This window comes from Pseudonocardia alni, assembly GCF_002813375.1.
In the GTDB taxonomy this organism is placed as follows: Bacteria; Actinomycetota; Actinomycetes; order Mycobacteriales; family Pseudonocardiaceae; genus Pseudonocardia; species Pseudonocardia alni.
In genome coordinates, this window is sequence record NZ_PHUJ01000003.1 from 1026742 (window position 1) to 1046236 (window position 19495).

Genomic DNA, 19495 nt, shown 5'->3' on the forward strand with positions numbered 1-19495 from the left:
CCGTGATCATCCCCTACGGAGGGCGATCACACCCGCTCAGGCGTCGCCACGGGCGCGCCGCTTGTTCCACACGTCGAACGCGACGGCGAACAGCAGCACGAGTCCCTTCACGACCGACTGCACGGACTGGTCGACGCCCATGAGCTGCATCCCGTTGCTCATCACGGCCATGATCAGGCCGCCGACCAGCGCGCCCACCACGGTCCCGACCCCGCCGGTCACCGCAGCACCGCCGATGAACGCGGCGGCGATCGCGTCGAGCTCGAACATGTTCCCGGCCGCGGGCTGGGCGCCGTTCGAGCGCGCGGAGTAGATGACACCGGCGACCCCGGCCAGGAAGCCCATGTTCACGAAGATCCAGAACGTGACGGCCTTGACCTTCACCCCCGACAGCCGGGCCGCGGCCGCGTTGCCGCCCAGGGCGTAGACGTGCCGGCCGAACACGGTGCGCCGGGTGAGCAGCCCGTAGGCGAGCACCAGAACCGACAGGACGACCAGCACCACGGGCAGCCCGCGGGAGGAGGCGAGCTGCCAGGCGAACGCCATGACGACCAGCCCGACGAGTGCGATCCGGCAGGCGAACAGCGGGAACGACTCGACCTGTTGCAGGTCGAGCACCTTGGCGACCCGGCTGCGGTAGGCGAGCACCGCGTACCCGGCCACGCCGAGTGCGCCGATCAGGACGGTGAAGGCGTCGTAACCCCTGCCGCCGATGAGCCCGTTGAGGAAGCCGCCCGCGATCTGCTGGTAGCCCGCCGGGAACGGCGACAGGGAGATGTTGCCCAGCACCTGCAGGGTCAGGCCGCGGAACAGCAGCATCCCGGCGAGGGTGACGATGAAGGCGGGGATGCCGACGTAGGCCACCCAGAACCCGTGCCAGACACCGACCAGCACCCCGACGCCGACGGCCGCGACGACGCCGACCCACCACGGCAGGCCGCCGCCGATCACCAGGACCGCGGCCACCGCACCGGTCAGCGCGACCACCGACCCGACCGAGAGGTCGATGTGGCCGCCGACGATGACGATCACCATCCCGATCGCGAGGACCAGGATGTAGGAGTACTGCAGGACGATGTTGGTGATGTTGCCCGGGCTCAGCGAGACGCCTCCGGTGAGCACCGCGAACAGCGCGACGATCGCCACGAACGCGATCACGATCCCGCTCTGGCGGACGTTGCCGGCCAGCAGCCGGCGCAGGTTGCTCGTGCCGGAGTGCAGGGCGGCCGCGCCGGCGCCGGGACGCTCGTCGGAGGAGGGGTCCTTCTTCGGGAGGGTGCTGGTCATGCGGAGCTCTCCGCCTCCTGGGTCATGAGGGCCATCAGGCCCTCCTGGGTGGCCTCGGCGACCGGCACCTCACCGGTGATCCGGCCGGCCGACAGGGTGTAGACGCGGTCGCAGATCCCCAGGAGCTCGGGCAGCTCGGAGGAGATCACCAGGACCGCCTTGCCGGCCTCCACGAGCCGGTTGATGATCACGTAGATCTCGTAGCGGGCACCCACGTCGATCCCGCGGGTCGGTTCGTCGAGGATCAGCACGTCGGGCTCGGTGAACAGCCACTTGGCCAGCACGACCTTCTGCTGGTTGCCGCCGGACAGGGTGCCCACCCCGACGCTCGTGCTCGCGGCCCGGATCCCGAGGTCGCGCCGGTAGGTCTCGGCGACGCGCAGCTCGGCGTCGCCGTCGACCCAGCCGCGGCGGGAGAGCCGGTGCAGTCCCGCACCGGACACGTTGCGCCGGATGTCGTCGATCAGGTTCAGGCCGAAGTGCTTGCGGTCCTCGGTGACATAGGCCAGCCCGGCCTCGATCGCCTCGGGCACCGAGCGGGCACGGACCTCGCGCCCCCCGACCTCCAGGGTGCCGCTGACCTCGCGGCCCCAGGACCGCCCGAACACGCTCATCGCGAGCTCGGTGCGGCCCGCGCCCATCAGCCCGGCGATCCCGACGACCTCCCCGGCCCGCACCGACAGCGACGCGGCGTCGACGACCTTGCGGTCCTGGGTCGGGTGCCAGACCGTCCAGTCGGTGATCCGCAGCAACTCCTCCCCCGGGCTGCTCACCCGGTCCGGGTAGAAGGAGGTCAGGTCGCGGCCGACCATCCCGCGGATGATCCGGTTCCGCGGGGCGGGCTCGTCGGCGACGGTGAACGTCTCGACGGTACGGCCGTCCCGGATGACGGTGGTGCGGTCGGCGATGGAGACGATCTCGTCGAGCTTGTGCGAGATGATGATCGAGGTGATGCCGTCGTCGCGGAAGCGCCGGATCAGCTCGAGCAGGTGCGCGGAGTCGGTGTCGTTCAGCGCGGCGGTCGGCTCGTCGAGGATGAGCAGCCGGACGTCCTTGGTCATCGCCTTGACGATCTCGACGAGCTGCTGCTTGCCGACACCGAGCCGGCCCACCGGCGTCGCGGGGTTCTCGGTGAGCCCCACCTCGCGGAGCAGGCGGGCGGCCTCGGCGTGCGTGCGCCGCCAGTCGACCAGTCCCAGCCGGCCGCGCCGCTCGTTGCCCAGGAACACGTTCTCGGCGATCGACAGGTGCGGCACCAGCGCGAGCTCCTGGTGGATGATCACGACGCCGTCGGCCTCGGAGTCGCGGATCCCGGTGAACCGGGCGGGCCGCCCGTCCAGCACGACCTCGCCGTCGTAGGTGCCTGCGGGATGCACCCCGGAGAGCACCTTCATCAGCGTCGACTTCCCGGCGCCGTTCTCGCCGCAGATCGCGTGGATCTCGCCGCGGCGCACGGCGAGCGAGACCTCCGACAGCGCGGCCACCCCCGGGAAGGTCTTGGTGATGGCGCGCATCTCGAGGATGGTGTCCGGCGGGTCGCCGCCGGGATCGTGGTCGGTCACGTCGTCCTCCGTCACGGAAGGGGTGGGGCCGGTCGCGGGACTCAGCCCTGGCGGCCGCGGGCGACGTCCTCGGCGGTGTAGTAGCCCGAGTCGACCAGGACCGGCGCGATGTCGGCCTTGAACACCGCCCGGACCGGCAGCAGGTAGGACGGGACGACCTTCACCCCGTTGTCGTAGGTGGTGGTGTCGTTGGCCTCGGGGGTGCCCCCGTCGAGGAACGCCTTCGCGGCGACGACCGCCTGCTCGGCCAGCTGACGGGTGTCCTTGAAGACCGTGGAGCTCTGCACCCCGTCGTCGATCAGCTTGACCGAGGCGATCTCGGCGTCCTGGCCGGTGACGGTCGGCATCGGCTTGGCCGGGGTGCCGAAGCCCGCGTTCTGCAGGGCGGTGAGGACACCGCGGGAGATGCCGTCGTAGGGCGAGAGGACGCCGTCGGGGCTGCTGCCGTCGTTGTAGGAGGAGGTGAGCAGGTCCTCCATCCGCTTCTGCGCGGTCTCCTGCGCCCACCGCAGCGTGGCGGCCTGCTCGATGGTGGTCTGACCGCTCTTCACCCGGACCGTGCCGTCGTCGATCAGCGGCTTCAGCACCGACATGGCGCCGTCGAAGAAGTAGAAGGCGTTGTTGTCGTCCAGCGAGCCGGCGAACAGCTCGACGACGACCGGGCCGCGCTCCGGGCCGGGCGAGCCGTCGGCGTTCTGCAGACCCATGCCGCGCAGCAGCGCGTTCGCCTGTGCCACCCCGACCTGGAAGTTGTCGAAGGTGACGTAGAAGTCGACGTTCGGGCTCTCCCGGATCAGCCGGTCGTAGGCGACCACGGGGATGCCGGCGTCCTTGGCCGCCTGCAGCTGCCCGGACAGGGCGGTCCCGTCGATGGCCGCGACGAGCAGGAGGTCGGCCCCGCTGGTGACCATCTGGTCGATCTGCTGGGACTGGGTGGGGATGTCGTCGTTCGCGTACTGCAGGTCCACCTGGTAGCCGGCGGCCGTGAGCTGGTCGCGGACGGCGTTGCCGTCGGCGATCCACCGCTCGGAGGTCTGGGTCGGCATGGAGACCCCGACCGTCAGGTCGCCGGGTGCCTCCCCGGCCCCCGCGCCGCCACCTCCCCCGGCGCCCTCGCCGCCGCAGGCGGCCAGACCCAGTACCAGCAGGGCACCGACGGCGACGGTGCGCATCCTCGTGAACACAGGCGATCTCCTCGTCGAGACGGCAGCGGGCGGGACGCGCCCGGTCGGGATCTGAACCCGGAAATGTGAACGCTAACCATAGCTTCGCCGCCACGGAAGTGGCGTTACCCGTCCGTTATGCGCCGCACCGACCCGTCCCGAGCCGGCCCGAAGATCCCTGACCACCGCACTTCCCGATCCGGCGGCGACCGCTGAGTGAACGTGCACGGCAGCGAACGGTTCGCAGGGCCTGCTCGTCCAGGGACCATTGAGTCTGCGTTCTGTGAGCGATAACATCCGGCCGCCGACCGGTCTCCGGTCGGCCGCGTTCGTGACCCGAGGAAGTGCTCATGATCCGACCACCGGTCGACCCCACCGACGCCCTCGTGGTGGGCGTCGACTTCGGGACGCTGTCCGGACGGGCGGTCGTCGTCCGTGCCGCCGACGGGGCCGAGCTCGGCACCGCCGTCCACGCCTACACCCACGCCGTCGTCACCGACGCCCTGCCGGGCCGGCCGGACCTGCGCCTGCCGCCCGACTGGGCGCTGCAGGTGCCGTCGGACTACGTCGACGTCCTGCGCCGCGCCGTCCCCGAGGCGGTCGCCGCCGCCGGGGTGGACCCGGCGCGGGTGGTCGGCATCGCCACCGACTTCACCGCCTGCACCATGGTCCCGACCCTGCGCGACGGCACCCCGCTGAACGAGGTGCCCGACCTCGCCGACGAGCCGCACGCGTTCACCAAGCTCTGGCGCCACCACGCCGCCCAGCCGCAGGCCCACCGCATCAACGCCCTCGCCGCCGAGCGGGGCGAGAGCTGGCTCCCCCGCTACGGCGGGTTCATCTCCTCGGAGTGGGAGTTCGCGAAGGGTCTGCAGATCCTGGAGGAGGCCCCCGCGGTCTACGCCAGGACCGAGCGCTGGGTCGAGGCCGCGGACTGGATCGTCTGGCAGCTGTGCGGCCGCTACGTCCGCAACGCCTGCTCGGCGGGCTACAAGGGGATCCTGCAGGACGGCGCCTATCCCGGCCGGGACTTCCTCGCTGCGCTGAACCCGGCCTTCGCCGGGTTCGCCGAGACCAAGGTCGCCCACGAGATCGGTGAGCTGGGCGCCGTCGCCGGGACGCTGACCGCCGAGGCGGCGGGCTGGACCGGGCTGCCCGAGGGGATCGCGGTCGCCGTCGGCAACGTCGACGCCCACGTCACCGCCGCCGCGGCGAATGCCGTCCGGCCCGGGCAGATGGTCGCCATCATGGGGACCAGCACCTGCCACGTCATGAGCTCCGACGTGCTGCGCGAGGTGCCCGGGATGTGCGGCGTCGTCGACGGCGGCATCGTCTCCGGGCTCTGGGGCTACGAGGCCGGGCAGAGCGGCGTCGGCGACATCTTCGGCTGGTTCGTCGAGCACGCCGTACCGCCCGCCCACCACGAGGCCGCCCGGGCGCGCGGGCTCGGCATCCACGAGTACCTCACCGAGCTGGCCGCCGGGCAGGCGGTCGGCGAGCACGGCATCGTCGCGCTGGACTGGCACTCGGGCAACCGGTCGGTGCTGGTGGACCACGAGCTGTCCGGCGTCGTCGTCGGGCAGACCCTCGCGACCCGGCCCGAGGACACCTACCGGGCGCTGCTGGAGGCCACCGCGTTCGGCACCCGGATGATCGTGGAGACCTTCGCGGCCTCCGGCGTCCCGGTGACCGAGCTGATCGTCTCCGGCGGGCTCACCCGCAACGCCCTGCTCATGCAGATCTACGCCGACGTGACCCGGCTGCCGCTCACCGTCGTCGAGACCGGGCAGGGCCCGGCCCTGGGCTCGGCGATCCACGCGGCCGTCGCCGCGGGGGTCCACCCCGACATGCCCACCGCGGCCGCCGCGATGGGCCGCGTCCGGGAGGGCGCACACCTGCCCGACGAGGAGTCGGCGAAGTCCTACGACGCCCTGTTCGCCGAGTACACCCGCCTGCACGACCACTTCGGCCGGGGCGGCGACGACGTGATGCACCGCCTGCGCGCGATCCGCCGCGAGGCGCTCGCCCAGCGAGAAGGAGACCTCGACGCATGACCGACACACTGGCCTCCCCCGGCGTCGCCGCCACCGTGGCGCGGCTGCGCGAGCAGGTGTGCGCGCTGCACGCCGAGCTCGTCCGCTACGGGCTGGTCGTCTGGACGGCGGGCAACGTCTCGGCCCGTGTCCCCGGCCACGACCTGATGGTCATCAAGCCCAGCGGGGTCTCCTACGACGACCTGACCCCGCAGACCATGGTGCTGTGCGACCTGCACGGCACCCCCGTCGAGGGCGACCTGACGCCGTCCTCGGACACCGCGGCACACGCCCACGTCTACCGGGCCATGCCCGGGGTCGGCGGCGTGGTGCACACCCACTCCACCTACGCCAGCGCATGGGCGGCGCGCGCCGAGCCGATCCCGTGCGTGCTCACCGCGATGAGCGACGAGTTCGGCGGGGACATCCCCATCGGGCCGTTCTCGCTGATCGGCGACGAGTCGATCGGCCGCGGCGTCGTCGAGACACTGGCCGGCAGCCGCTCCCCCGCCGTGATCATGCAGAACCACGGCGTGTTCACCATCGGCGCCGACGCCCGCTCCGCGGTGAAGGCCGCGGTGATGTGCGAGGACGTCGCCCGCACCGTGCACCTCGCCCGCCAGCTCGGCGACACCGTGCCCATCCCCCAGGAGGAGATCGACAGCCTCTGGGACCGCTACCAGAACGTCTACGGGCAGCGTTGAGCGCCGCCGCACCCCGCAGGAGGGACGTCCGATGAGTGGCTCGCTGCTCGACAGCTACGAGGTCTGGTTCCTGACCGGGAGCCAGGGCCTCTACGGCGAGGAGACCCTCGCCCAGGTCGCCGACCAGTCGAAGGTCGTCGCCGACCGGCTCGACACCGCCGACGAGATCCCGGTGCGGGTGGTGTGGAAGCCCGTCCTCACCGACGCCGACGCCATCCGGCGGATCTGCCTGGATGCCAACGCCGACGACCACTGCCTCGGCGTGATCGCCTGGATGCACACCTTCTCGCCGGCGAAGATGTGGATCCCCGGGCTCGAGGCCCTCACCCGCCCGCTGCTGCACCTGCACACCCAGGCCGGTGTCGACCTCCCCTGGTCGGAGATCGACATGGACTTCATGAACCTCAACCAGGCCGCGCACGGCGACCGGGAGTTCGGCTACGTGCAGACCCGGCTCGGCCTGGCCCGCAAGACCGTCGCCGGGCACGTCTCCGACCCGGTGCTCCGCGACCGCATCGGGACCTGGACCCGGGCGGCCGCCGGTGCGGCGGAGCTGCGCTCGCTGCGGCTGGTCCGGTTCGGCGACTCCATGCGCGACGTCGCCGTGACCGACGGCGACCGGGTCGAGGCCACCCGGGTCTTCGGGATGTCGGTGCAGACCTACGGCGTGAACGACCTCGTCGCCGTCGTCGACCAGGTCCCCGACACCGACGTCGACAAGCTCGTCGCCGAGTACGCCGAGGTCTACGCCGTCGTCCCCGAACTGCTCCCCGACGGCGACCGGCACGAGGCGCTCCGCTACGGCGCGCGGGTCGAGATCGGGCTGCGCTCGTTCCTGGAGGCGGCGGGCGCGCAGGCGTTCACCACGAACTTCGAGGACCTCGGCGGACTGCGCCAGCTCCCCGGTCTCGCGGTGCAGCGCATGATGGCCGACGGCTACGGCTTCGGCGCCGAGGGCGACTGGAAGACCGCGGCGATGCTGCGCGCGGTGAAGGTCGTCGCCACCGGGCTGCCCGGCGGCACGTCGTTCATGGAGGACTACACCTACCACCTGCGGCCCGGCCGCGAACGCATCCTCGGGGCGCACATGCTGGAGGTCTGCCCGAGCATCACCGGGTCCCGGCCGTCGCTGGAGATCCACCCGCTGGGCATCGGCGGGCGCGAGGACCCGGTCCGGCTGCGGTTCACCGCCGACCCGGGCCCGGGCGTGGTGCTCGGCATCTGCGACCTCGGAGAGCGGTTCCGGCTGGTCAGCAACGACGTCGAGGTCGTCGACCCGGACGAGCCCATGCCGAGGCTGCCGGTGGCGACGGCGACCTGGGTCCCGGAGCCGTCGCTGGCCACCTCGGCCGAGTGCTGGCTGATGGCGGGCGGCCCACACCACACGGTGCTGTCGACCGCCGTCGGCGTCGAGGCCCTGGACGACCTGGCCGAGATCGTCGGGACCGAGCTGGTGCACATCGGCGACACCACGAGCCCGCGGACCTTCCTGCACGAGCTGCGGTGGAACAACGCCTACCACCGGCTCGCGCGGGGCTTCTGAGCTCCGCTCCCCGGCCACGGTGCCGGCCGCTCCGACGGGTGGCCGGCACCGTGGTCCAGGACGAGGACGCGCCTCGCCCACGGCAGGTGGGGACGGCTCGCTTCCGACGCGAGCCGGCGCGCGATCGGTCATCTACCGGCGGCCGGGTCACTCCCCGCGCCCGGGGGTGCGGAACCTCAGGTCGCCCGCCACGTCGATCCGCGCGAGCTCGGCACGGGAGGTGACGCCGAGCTTGGGGTAGACGCTGCCCAGGTGGTGCCCGACCGTGCGGTGGCTGATCAGCAGCCGGGCCGCGATCTCCCGGTTGGTGAGCCCCTCGGCGGCCAGCTGGGCGACCCGCAGCTCCTGGGCGGTGAGCCCGGCCCCGGCCGGCTCGTGCCGCGCCCCGGACTGCGCGGCCAGGCCCAGCTCCCGCACCGCCCGTGCCCGCAGCGGCGCCGCGCCGAGGCGGGCGAAGGTCTCGGCCGCCCCGGTGAGTTCGTGCCGGGCGTCGGCGCGCCGGCGGACCCGCCGCAGCCACTCGCCGTAGAGCAGCCGGGTGCGGGCCTGCTCGAACGGATCCGGGACGGTACCCGCGCCGTCGAGCGCAGCCCGGTACGCGGCCTCCGTGTCCGGGCCGCCGGCGGCGAGGGCACGGAGACGGTGGGCGGCGGTACGGGCCCAGTGGGCGCCGGTCCGCCGGGCCCACGTCTCGACGGCCACCAGCCGGGCCGCGGCCGTCTCGGGACGGCCCTCCTGCGTCGCGGCCTCGGCGGTGTCCGGGGCGGCGAGCAGCGCGAACGTGGGGTGGGCGGCCTCGTGGCCGGGCTCGCCGAGCGGCATCAGGTGGTGCAGGGCGTCGCGGGGCCTGCCCTCGAACAGCGCGGCCCGGCCCCGCACCCAGTACGCCGACGCGGTGAGCGCGCGCACCCCCTGCCGGACCGAGACGGCCAGCGCCCGGGTGGTGTGGCCGTCCAGTCCGGGGGTGTCGCCGCGGGCCGCGGCCAGGTTGGCCAGACAGAGCCGGCACTGGCTCGCCACGTGGTCCGCCCCGACCTCCTCGGCCAGCCGCAGGCCCTCGGTGGCCCCGGCCTCGGCCGTCTCCCACCGGCCCGCCGCGACGTCGAGGACCGCGCTCTGCGCGAGGACCATCGCGAGCGCGGCGAGCTCGTGCCGCCGCCGCAGCTGCGCGGCCTGCATCCGCAGCACGTCGTGCAGGGGCCCCTCGACCCCGCAGGCCTGGGCCAGCGGCACGGGCGGCAGCAGCTCCCACGGCACGGTCCCGAGCAGGCCGACGGTGGCTGCGTCCGTGGCCGGGAGCGGCCCGGCGGCCCGGCCGGTCCCGTCGTAGCAGGCCCACCAGGCCCGCAGTGTCGGCATGGCCGGTGCCAGCTCGCCGCCGGGGTCGAGGGCGAGCAGCCGCGCCAGCGCCGCCTGCTGCAGGTCCGGGCGGCCCGCCGACCAGGCCGCGCGGGCCGCCACCGTGCCCAGCTCCATCGCCGAGCGCGTCCCGTCGACGACGGCCATGTCCCCCACCAGGTAGTGGTGGGCGCGCTCGGGGAGGCCGACGGTGAACTCGAGGATCCCGCGCAGCCCGCCGCTGCACCGCACGACGGGTTCCACCCCGCCCAGGCGCTCGGCGTCGTCGAGCAGCCGCCGGGCCCCCTCGGCGTCGCCGGCGTCCCAGGCGGCGCGGGCGGCGAGCGCCAGCCGGCGCGCGGCGTCCACGGGGTCCGGTGACAGGTCGGCGGCCCGCCGCAGCGTGCGTGCCGCCAGTGGGCCGGCGCTGCGCTCCAGGCACCGGGCGGCCGCCTGCTCCAGCAGCACCGCGACGTCCTCGTCGGCGCCGTCCGCGGCGGCCGCCAGGTGCCAGGCGCGGTGCTCGGTGGCCCCGGGCGGCAGCGCCGCGGCCAGCGCGCGGTGCGCGGCCCGGCGGTCCGGGAAGGGGGCGCCGTCGTAGAGGGCGGCCGGGACCAGCGGGTGGCGGAACCGGAGGCGGGGGCCCGAGGCCTGCAGCAGCCCGGAGTGCAGCGCCTCGTCCCAGGTGGAGGCGTCGACACCCCACCCGGCACCGGCCCGGTCGACGACGCGCCGGTCGCCCCGCCCCTCGGCAGCCGCCAGCAGCAGCAACGCCCGGGTGGCCGGTTTCAGCGCCTCGGCACGGGCGCAGAACGCCTGCCGCAACCGGGGCCCCACCGGCATCGGCTCCCCGGACGCCCCGTCGTCGGCGTCGCGCCCGACGGTGGGCAGCTCCTGCAGCGCGAGCGGGTTGCCCCCCGCCATCGCGACCGTGCCCTCGACGAGGGCCTCGTCGGCGCCGGGGACGGCGGCGACCAGCCGGCGGGCGTCGTCGTCGGGGAGGCCCACGACCTCCAGCGCCGGCACCCCGTCCCAGGGGCCCGGGGACGGGTCCGCGTGGTCGGTCAGGATCACCAGGACCGGCTCGGTCCGTACCCGGCGCGCGAGGAAGCCCAGACAGTGCGCGGTCGCCTCGTCGACCCACTGCGCGTCGTCGACGACGACGAGCACCGGCCGTTCCCGGGCCAGGGCGGAGAGCAGCGACACCACGGCCGCGCCGATGAGGAACCGGTTGGCCGGGTCCCGGCTGATCCCGAACGCGCCGCGCAGCGCGGCGGCCTGCGGGTCCGGGAGCTCGTCGAGCCGGTCCAGCACCGGCCACAGCAGCGCGTGCAGTGCGCCGAAGGCGAGCCCCGTCTCGATCCGGGTACCCCGGGTCCGGAGCACCGTGACCCCGGACGCGGCGTCGACGACGTGGTCGACCAGTGCGGTCTTGCCGATTCCCGGCTCCCCCCACAGCACGAGCGCCGCACCCGCGCCGCCGACCGCGCGTGCCAGCAACCGTTCCAGCGCCGTGGTCTCGGTACGCCGCCCGAACAGCTCCATGATCCCCCGCAGCCCCGTCCCGCCGGCGACCGTGGCACGGCCGATCCGTCGCACCACCGTAACCACGTCGTCCGGATCGTCCCGGCGACCGATCCGGTGACCGATCCGCCGGGACCGGCCGGACCCGACACTCGCCGGGTGACCCGCCCCGCACCCACCGATGCGTCCGCGCCGTCCGGGAGTCCGGACTTCACCGGGCTCCGTGCGACCTACGTCAACTGCACCCTCAACCGCTCCCCCGGCCGCAGCCACACCCAGGGCGTCATCGACCGCAGCATCGCGATCATGGAGGCGAACGGGGTCGGCGTCGACCGGTTCCGCGCCGTCGACCACGACATCGCGACCGGCGTCCGCCCCGACATGACCGAGCACGGCTGGGACACCGACGCATGGCCCGCACTGCTCGACCGCGTCCTCGCCGCCGACATCCTCGTCATCGGCGGGCCGATCTGGCTGGGCGACAACAGCTCCGTGACGAAGCGGGTCATCGAGCGCCTGTACGGCCACTCGGGCGTGCTGAACCCCCGCGGCCAGTACGCCTACTACGGCCGCGTCGCCGGGTGCCTGCTCACCGGCAACGAGGACGGACTCAAGCACTGCGCGATGAACATCCTCTACAGCCTCCAGCACATCGGGTTCACCGTCCCGCCCCAGGCCGACGCCGGCTGGCTCGGCGAGGTCGGCCCCGGCCCGTCCTACCTGGACGAGGGTTCCGGCGGTCCGGAGAACGACTTCACCAACCGCAACATCGCGTTCATGACCTACAACCTGATGCACCTCGCTGCGATGATCCGGGGCGCGGGCGGGTTCCCGGCCCACGGCAACCAGCGCACGGCCTGGGACGACGGCACCCACCCCGGGCACACCAACCCCGAGTACCGCTGACGCGGGCGACGGCCGACCCACGCCCACGAGGAGACCCGATGAGCAGCACGACGACGAGCTGGCCGAGCCTGCGCGTGGCGGACTGGACCGCCACCCGCGAGACCCTGCACATGTGGACCCAGATCGTGGGCAAGATCCGCATGGCCCACGCCCCGCTGCTCAACCACTGGTGGCAGGTGACGCTGTACGTGGGCCCGCGCGGGCTGACGACGTCGGCGGTCCCGTTCGGCGCCGGGGCCTTCGAGATCGAGCTGGACCTGCTGGGCCACCGGCTCGAGGTCCGCAGCAGCGACGGCGGCGCGCTCGGCTTCGGGCTGGCGCCGATGCCGGTCGCCGAGTTCTACGGCACGGTCCTGGACGTGCTCGACAGGCTCGGGGTCTCCGCGCCGATCCGGCCGCACCCCAACGAGGTCGACCCGGCGATCCCGTTCGCCGAGGACCACACCCACGCCTCCTACGACGCCGAGGCGGCCACCCTGTTCTGGCGGCAGCTGCTGCAGGCGAACCGGGTGATCGGTGAGTTCCGGTCGCACTTCGTCGGCAAGGTCAGCCCGGTGCACTTCTTCTGGGGCGGCATGGACCTGGCCTGCACCCGCTTCTCCGGCCGTACGGCGCCACCGCACCCGGGCGGGGTGCCCAACTGCGGCGACTGGGTCATGGTCGAGGGCTACTCGCGGGAGCTGTCCAGCTGCGGCTTCTGGCCCGGTGGCGGCGAGGAGGGCGCCTTCTACTCCTACGCCTACCCCGCGCCCGACGGCTTCGACGAGGCCCCGGTCGGCCCCGACGGTGCCTTCTACAGCGCGGACTTCCAGCAGTTCCTGCTGCCCTACGAGATCGCCCGCGCCGCACCGGACCCGGACCGCGCGGTCGCCGAGTTCCTCCGCACGACCTACGGTGCCGCCGCGGACCTCGGGCGCTGGGACCGCTCCGCGCTGGAGGACGACCCGCTCCGCTGGGCGTGACCGGCGGTGTGCCGGTCGTCCCGCGGCCCGCCCCGGCGGGGCCGCGGGACGGCCGCGCCGGGGGCGCATCGTCCGCGCTCAGACCTGCTCGAACAGGGCGCCGTGCCGCGCCCGGAGCCGGTACTTCAGGACCTTCCCGCCCACCGTCTCGGGCAGGCCGTCCACGAACACGACCGCCTTCGGCGTCTCGTACCCGCCCAGCGTCGCCCGGCAGTGCGCGATGATCGACTCCGCGTCGGCCTCCGCGCCGTCCCGCAGCACGACGACCGCCGTGACGGCCTCGCCCCAGCGGGGGTGCGGCAGCCCGATCACCGCCGCCTTCTCCACGGCCGGGTGCCCGTGCAGGACGGACTCCACCCGCAGGCTGGAGACGTTCTCGCCACCGGACTTCACGATGTCCTTGAAGCGGTCCACCATGATCCGCAGACCGTCCTCGTCGACGGATGCGCTGTCCCCGGAGTGGAACCAGCCTCCGCGGAACGCCTCCCGCGTGGCCTCCTCGTTCAGGTAGTAGCCCGCCGTGACGATGGGGCTGCGGTACACCGCCTCGCCCGGGACGTGCGGGGTGTCCCGGACCGACACCCCGGTCTCGTCGACGACGTCGGAGGCGAGGAGCGGGCTCGGGACGCCGACGTAGTTCACCGACGGAGCCGTCCGCGCGTAGACCTCGCTCCACGTGGCGGGCCAGAACCGGTGGCAGGCGATCGCCTCGGTCTGCCCGAAGATGCCCAGCACCACGAGGCCGGGGGCCCGGTCCTGCAGCCGCGCGTACACGGCCGGTTCGAGGGCTCCCCAGCCGTACACCAGCACGGTCAGGCTGGACAGGTCCGCACCCGTCCGCTCCGCCACGGCGTCGATCGCGGCGACGAACTGCGGGGAGCCCGCCCACAGCGCGGTCGGGCGCTCCTCGGCGATCGTGGCCACGAGCTGGTCGGGCAGCGGGCGCCGGCCGAGCACCAGGGAGCCACCGGCCAGGAACGCCGAGAAGGTGAAGATCTGGTCGCCGACGTGGTAGATCATCGGCAGCGCGGTGGCGACCCTGAGGTCGGTCTCCACCCGCAGGCCGCGGGTCAGCGAGACCGTGAAGTTCAGCGCGGCGAGGTGGGTCGACCCGTGCGAGATCATCACGCCCTTGGGCATCGCCGTGGTGCCCGAGGTGTAGAGGATCTCCCAGATGTCGTCCGCGTGGATCTCGACGTCGGGCTCGGTCGTCGGCAGACCGTCGAGGAGGCCCCCGAAGCTCGGGCTCCCCGCGACGGGCCCGCCGCCGATCGCGATCGTGGCGCCGACCCGCAGGCCGGTGGCGGTGAACGCCTGCTCGGCCCGCGGCCACAGCTCCGCGTCGACGATCGCCAGGCCCGGCTCGGCCTGTCCGATCAGGTGCTCGAGCACGTCCGGGGCGAGGGCGGGGTTCACCGGTACGGCCACCATGCCCGCCTTCGCGACACCGACCTTGGCCAGGTAGGCCTCGACGGAGTTCTCGCAGAACAGCAGCACCCGCGCGCCCGGCTCCAGCCCCCGGGCCGCGAGGGCGTGGGCGACCTGGCTGGTGATCCCGTCGGCCTCGCGGTAGGTGACGGAGGCGAACCGCTCCTCGCCGTAGGCACCGGGCCGGCCGGTGATCGCGGTCTTCTCGGGATAGCTCCAGGTCAGACGTTCGAACACGTCCCCGACCGAGGTCCGCTCCCAGCGGTTCACCGCACGCCGTCCGCGCAGGCGCGTGACATCGATCGTCCCGAGCTGTCCCTGCAGGTCCACACCAGCCTCCTTGCCGAGCTCACCTGAGGCGGACAGCATCGCGGCATCACCTGCCGACCACAAGCCCTTAGTCACTCGTCGTTCACAACTTCCCGGGCGCCGGCGCGACGCCGCGGCCGGACCGCCCACGCGGGTCCGGACGCGCCCACGCCGGGCCCGGCGGTGCTGGCGACAGGACTTGCCACAGGCATGATTAGTGAACGACGATGCACTCATTGCGGGCGACGACGCCCGGCCGGCCGGTTGCGCAGAGGAGTCGATGTGGACGTTCGGGAGAGCTCCGGGAACAGGGACCTCCGGGAACACGGCCCGGGCCCGGCCCGCTCGGACCAGGGGGGACACCCGTGACGACCGTCCTGCGCTCCGCGCTCGACACCTCGGACGAGGTCTACCTCGCCAACCGCGCGCACGCGGAGACGGTCCTGGCCGAGCTCGACGAGCAGGTCCGGACCGCCATCGCCGGGGGCGGCGAGCGCTACCAGCAGCGCCACCGCGACCGCGGGCGGCTGCTCGTCCGGGAGCGCATCGAGCTGCTCCTCGACCGCGACGCCGCGTTCCTCGAGCTCTCCTCGCTCGCGGCCTGGGGCACCCCGTTCACCGTGGGCGCCTCCATCGTGACCGGGATCGGCGTCGTCTCCGGCGTCGAGTGCATGATCGTCGCCCACGACCCCACCGTCCGCGGTGGCGCGATGAACCCGTACTCGCTGCGGAAGACGCTGCGCGCCCTGGAGATCGCGCGCATCAACCGGCTCCCCACGATCAACCTCGTCGAGTCCGGCGGGGCGGACCTGCCCACCCAGTCCGAGCTGTTCGTGCCCGCGGGCAAGATCTTCCACGACCTGACCGAGCTGTCGTCGATGGCGATCCCGACGATCGCGCTCGTCTTCGGCAACTCCACCGCGGGCGGCGCCTACGTCCCCGGCATGTGCGACCACGCCGTGATGGTCGACCAGCAGGCCAAGGTGTTCCTCGGCGGCCCGCCGCTGGTGAAGATGGCCACCGGAGAGGAGTCCGACGACGAGGAGCTCGGCGGCGCCGCGATGCACGCCAAGGTCTCCGGCCTGTGCGACCACTTCGCCGTCGACGAGCGCGACGCCATCCGGATCGGGCGCCGGATCGTCTCCGAACTCAACTGGCGCAAGCTCGGCCCCGGTCCCACGCTGCCCGCCGACGAGCCGGTCCACGACCCCGACGAGCTGCTGGGCATCGCGCCGTCGGACATCAAGGTGCCCTTCGACCCGCGCGAGGTGATCGCCCGCGTGGTCGACGGCTCCCGGTTCGGCGACTACAAGCCGCTGTGGGGCACCAGCCTCGTCACCGGCTGGGCGTCGATCCACGGCTACCCCGTGGGCATCCTCGCCAACGCCCGCGGCGTGCTGTTCAGCGAGGAGGCCAAGAAGGCCTCGGAGTTCATCCAGCTGGCGAACCAGACGGACACGCCCCTGATCTTCCTGCAGAACACCACCGGCTACATGGTGGGGAGGAGCTACGAGCAGGGCGGGATCATCAAGGACGGCTCCAAGATGATCAATTCGGTGGCGAACAGCAAGGTCCCGCACATCACGCTGAACCTGGCCGCGTCCTTCGGCGCCGGGAACTACGGCATGTCCGGACGCGCCTACGACCCGCGGCTGATGTTCGCCTGGCCGGGCTCCCGGCTCGCCGTCATGGGCGCCGCCCAGCTCGCCGGCGTGATGTCGATCGTCGCCAGGCAGTCCGCCGCGTCGTCGGGCCGGGAGTTCGACGCCGAGGCCGACGAGCGCAACCGCGCCGCCGTCGAGGCCCAGATCGAGCAGGAGTCGCACGCCTTCTTCGTCACGGCCCGGCTCTACGACGACGGCCTGATCGACCCCCGCGACACCCGCACCGTGCTCGGCATCGCCCTGTCGACCGCGCACTCCAACATCGTCGCCGGCCAGCGTGGCTACGGCGTCTTCCGGATGTGAGTGAGGCATGACCATCCACAAGCTGCTGGTGGCCAACCGCGGCGAGATCGCCGAACGGATCGTCCGCTCCGCGCGGGCCCTGGACATCGTCACGGTCGCCGTCCACTCCGACCCGGACACCGACGCCCTGTTCGTCGAGGCCGCCGACGAGGCGGTGCGGCTCCCCGGCGCCGCCCCGTCGGAGACCTACCTGCGCGCCGACCTGATCATCGAGGCCGCGCTGCTCACCGGCGCCGACGCGATCCACCCCGGCTACGGCTTCCTGTCCGAGAACGCGGACTTCGCCCGCGCCTGCGCGGCCGCCGGCATCACCTTCGTGGGCCCGCCGGTCGAGGCCATCGAGGCGATGGGCTCGAAGATCGCGGCGAAGGAGCTGATGGAGAAGGCGGGCGTGCCCGTCCTGCCCGGCGCCACGATCGACGACGCCGGCGGGGCCGACGCCGCCGCCGTCTCGGCCCTCGCCGACGGCATCGGCTACCCGCTGCTGGTGAAGGCCGCCTTCGGCGGTGGCGGGCGCGGTATGCGCATCGTCCGCTCCGCGTCCGAGGTGGTCGACGCCGTGACCGGGGCCCGGCGCGAGGCCGCGTCGGCCTTCGGCGACGGCACCGTGTTCCTCGAACGGTTCGTCGAGGACCCGCGCCACGTCGAGGTGCAGATCTTCGGCGACACGCACGGCACCGTGGTGCACCTGTTCGAGCGGGAGTGCTCGATCCAGCGCCGGTACCAGAAGATCGTGGAGGAGGCCCCCTCCCCCGCCGTCGACGACGCGCTGCGCACCCGTCTCGGGGACGCCGCCGTCGCCGCGGGTGCGGCGATCGGCTACACCGGCGCCGGGACCGTCGAGTTCGTCATGACGCAGGACGGCGAGTTCTTCTTCCTCGAGGTCAACACCCGTCTGCAGGTCGAGCACCCGGTCACCGAGGAGATCACCGGACTCGACCTGGTGGCGCTGCAGATCGCGGTCGCCGAGGGCGAGCCGCTGCCCGTGGAGGTCACCGGGGCCACCATCACCGGGCACGCGATCGAGGCCCGGCTCTACGCCGAGGACCCGAGCCGGGACTACCTGCCCGGATCGGGGACCCTCCACCGGTTCTCCGTGCCCGCCCTGCCCGGTGTGCGCGTCGACACCGGTGTGCGGGACGGCTCGGTGGTCGGCACGCACTACGACCCGATGCTGGCCAAGGTGATCGCGCACGGCCGCACCCGCACCGAGGCCGCCCGGAAGCTCGCGCGGGCGCTGTCCGAGGCCGAGATCCACGGCCCGGTCACCAACCGGGACCTGCTCGTCGCCGTCCTGCGCGAGCCGGAGTTCCTGGCCGGGCGGACCGACACCGGCTACCTCACCCGCCACCAGCCCACCGCACTCGTCGGCACCCCGGCGGAGTCCACCCTCGCCGTGCACGCCCTCGTCGCCGCCCTGGCCGACCAGGCGGGCCGCCGGGCGGGCGCCGCGGTCCAGCAGCCGGTGCCGTCGGGCTGGCGGAACGTCCGCAGCGCCTTCCAGCACGCGGAGTACCGGGCCGGCGACACCGACCTCGACGTGACCTACCGGCTCGGCCGCGGCACGCTCGAGGCCGGCGTGAACGGGACCGCGCTCCCGGGCGCGGCCGTGCTCGCCGCCACCGCGGAACGGGTCGACCTGCAGGTGGGCGGTGTGCGGCGCGCCGTGCGGGTGCACCGCGTCGGCGACACCGTCCACGTCGACAGCGCGCTCGGCGCCACCACGCTGACCGAGCGGGCCCGGCTGCCCGAGCCCGGCACCGACGCCGCCCCCGGCTCGCTGCTCGCGCCCATGCCCGGCACCGTCGTCCGGGTCGCGGCCGGGGTCGGGCAGCAGGTCGAGCGGGGTGCGGTCGTCGTGGTGTTCGAGGCCATGAAGATGGAGCACCTGGTGCGCGCCCCGGTCGCCGGCACCGTCGCCGAGCTGGGCGTGCAGGTCGGGGACACCGTGGAGTCCGGCGAGGTCCTCGCCGTCATCGAGGAGGCGCAGGCCTGACATGAGCGACGTGACCTACGAGGTGACCGACGGCGTCGCCTGGCTGACGATCGACCGCCCCGAGGCCCGCAACGCCCTCAGCAGGGCCGTCCGCGAGGGCCTGTTCGACGGCGTCCACCGGTTCAACGCCGACGACACGGCGAAGGTCCTGGTGCTGACCGGCTCCGGGGAGAAGGCGTTCTGCGCGGGCGGCGATCTCAAGGAGATGAACGACGTCGCGCTCCGGGTCCCGCCCCCGGACTTCCTGCCCCAGCTCGGCCGCAACATCGACGTCCCCAAGCCGACGATCGCGGCGGTCAACGGGATCGCCTACGGCGGCGGGTTCCTCCTGGCCCAGCAGTGCGACCTGGTGGTGGCCGCCGAGCACGCCCGCTTCGCGGTGTCCGAGGTCAGGATCGGCCGCGGTTCCCCGTGGGCCGCGCCGCTGTCCTGGCTGGTCCCGCCGCGGGTCGCGATGAAGATCCTGCTCACCGGCGACCCGATCGGCGCGTCCGAGGCGCAGGACCACGGGCTGGTCAACGACGTGGTGCCCGCCGCCGAGCTGCGCGGGCACACCCAGCGGCTGGCCGAGCGGATCGCCGCCAACGCCCCGCTGTCGGTGCTCGCGGCCAAGCGGACCGTGTACCTGTCGGCGAGCCACACCCGCGCCGAGGCCTACGAGCGTGCCGAGGAGATCTGGGAGCCGGTCTACCTGTCGCAGGACGCCCAGGAGGGCCCGCTCTCGTTCCGGGAGAAGCGTGCCCCCGTCTGGCAGGGGGTCTGACCATGGTGAC

At 73.4% G+C, this 19495-nt stretch carries 13 protein-coding genes; 8 read left to right on the forward strand and 5 right to left on the reverse strand.

The window, feature by feature from the left end:
* Positions 1-36 precede the first annotated feature (36 nt).
* From mmsB to chvE, 3 genes are all read right to left on the reverse strand, one after another.
* Positions 37-1287 (reverse strand): multiple monosaccharide ABC transporter permease, encoded by a 1251-nt coding sequence (mmsB, locus tag ATL51_RS06005; RefSeq protein ID WP_100877953.1) that lies wholly within the window; start codon positions 1285-1287, stop codon positions 37-39.
* Positions 1284-2801, reverse strand: coding sequence for an ATP-binding cassette domain-containing protein (locus tag ATL51_RS06010; protein ID WP_100880514.1), 1518 nt, complete (start codon positions 2799-2801; stop codon positions 1284-1286). The genes mmsB and ATL51_RS06010 overlap by 4 nt, the downstream gene beginning before the upstream one ends.
* A gap of 89 nt (positions 2802-2890) precedes the next feature.
* Positions 2891-4021: a multiple monosaccharide ABC transporter substrate-binding protein gene (gene chvE, locus ATL51_RS06015; protein WP_100877954.1), complete on the reverse strand. Its 1131-nt coding sequence runs from the start codon at positions 4019-4021 to the stop codon at positions 2891-2893.
* A 341-nt stretch (positions 4022-4362) separates the two neighbouring features.
* Between chvE and araB the strand changes: the two genes are divergently transcribed.
* From araB to araA, 3 genes are read left to right on the forward strand one after another with little or no spacing between them, the layout of a single operon-like run.
* Positions 4363-6066, forward strand: a complete 1704-nt coding sequence (gene araB, locus ATL51_RS06020) for a ribulokinase (protein WP_100880515.1) — start codon at positions 4363-4365, stop codon at positions 6064-6066.
* Entirely contained in the window at positions 6063-6749 is a 687-nt protein-coding gene (locus ATL51_RS06025) for an L-ribulose-5-phosphate 4-epimerase (RefSeq protein WP_100877955.1), read from the forward strand. Before araB ends, ATL51_RS06025 begins: the two co-directional genes overlap by 4 nt.
* 31 nt (positions 6750-6780) lie before the next feature.
* Entirely contained in the window at positions 6781-8292 is a 1512-nt protein-coding gene (gene araA / locus ATL51_RS06030; protein WP_100877956.1) for an L-arabinose isomerase, read from the forward strand.
* 147 nt (positions 8293-8439) lie between these two features.
* Here araA and ATL51_RS06035 read toward each other — a convergent pair whose 3' ends face one another.
* A complete protein-coding gene (locus ATL51_RS06035; protein WP_208622928.1) occupies positions 8440-11232 on the reverse strand; it encodes a helix-turn-helix transcriptional regulator in 2793 nt (930 codons plus the stop codon).
* A gap of 81 nt (positions 11233-11313) precedes the next feature.
* Here ATL51_RS06035 and ATL51_RS06040 point away from each other — a divergent pair, with 81 nt between their 5' ends.
* Together ATL51_RS06040 and ATL51_RS06045 are read left to right on the forward strand one after the other, a co-directional pair.
* Positions 11314-12060 (forward strand): flavodoxin family protein, encoded by a 747-nt coding sequence (locus ATL51_RS06040; protein WP_100877957.1) that lies wholly within the window; start codon positions 11314-11316, stop codon positions 12058-12060.
* A gap of 38 nt (positions 12061-12098) precedes the next feature.
* On the forward strand, positions 12099-13022 hold the full coding sequence (locus ATL51_RS06045; protein WP_100877958.1) for a DUF5996 family protein: 924 nt from the start codon (positions 12099-12101) through the stop codon (positions 13020-13022).
* Between the two features lie 78 nt (positions 13023-13100).
* Here ATL51_RS06045 and ATL51_RS06050 read toward each other — a convergent pair whose 3' ends face one another.
* Positions 13101-14780, reverse strand: a complete 1680-nt coding sequence (locus ATL51_RS06050; protein ID WP_100877959.1) for an AMP-binding protein — start codon at positions 14778-14780, stop codon at positions 13101-13103.
* Between the two features lie 344 nt (positions 14781-15124).
* On the opposite strand from ATL51_RS06050, the gene ATL51_RS06055 reads away from it, so the two are divergent.
* From ATL51_RS06055 to ATL51_RS06065, 3 genes are read left to right on the forward strand one after another with little or no spacing between them, the layout of a single operon-like run.
* Complete coding sequence (locus ATL51_RS06055; protein ID WP_100877960.1) at positions 15125-16726, forward strand: acyl-CoA carboxylase subunit beta; 1602 nt, start codon at positions 15125-15127, stop codon at positions 16724-16726.
* A 7-nt stretch (positions 16727-16733) separates the two neighbouring features.
* Positions 16734-18722 carry an ATP-binding protein gene (locus tag ATL51_RS06060; protein WP_100877961.1) on the forward strand — a complete coding sequence of 663 codons (1989 nt, stop codon included), beginning with the start codon at positions 16734-16736 and terminating at the stop codon, positions 18720-18722.
* Position 18723: 1 nt separating this feature from the next.
* Positions 18724-19485, forward strand: a complete 762-nt coding sequence (locus ATL51_RS06065; protein WP_100877962.1) for an enoyl-CoA hydratase/isomerase family protein — start codon at positions 18724-18726, stop codon at positions 19483-19485.
* Positions 19486-19495: the final 10 nt, after the last annotated feature.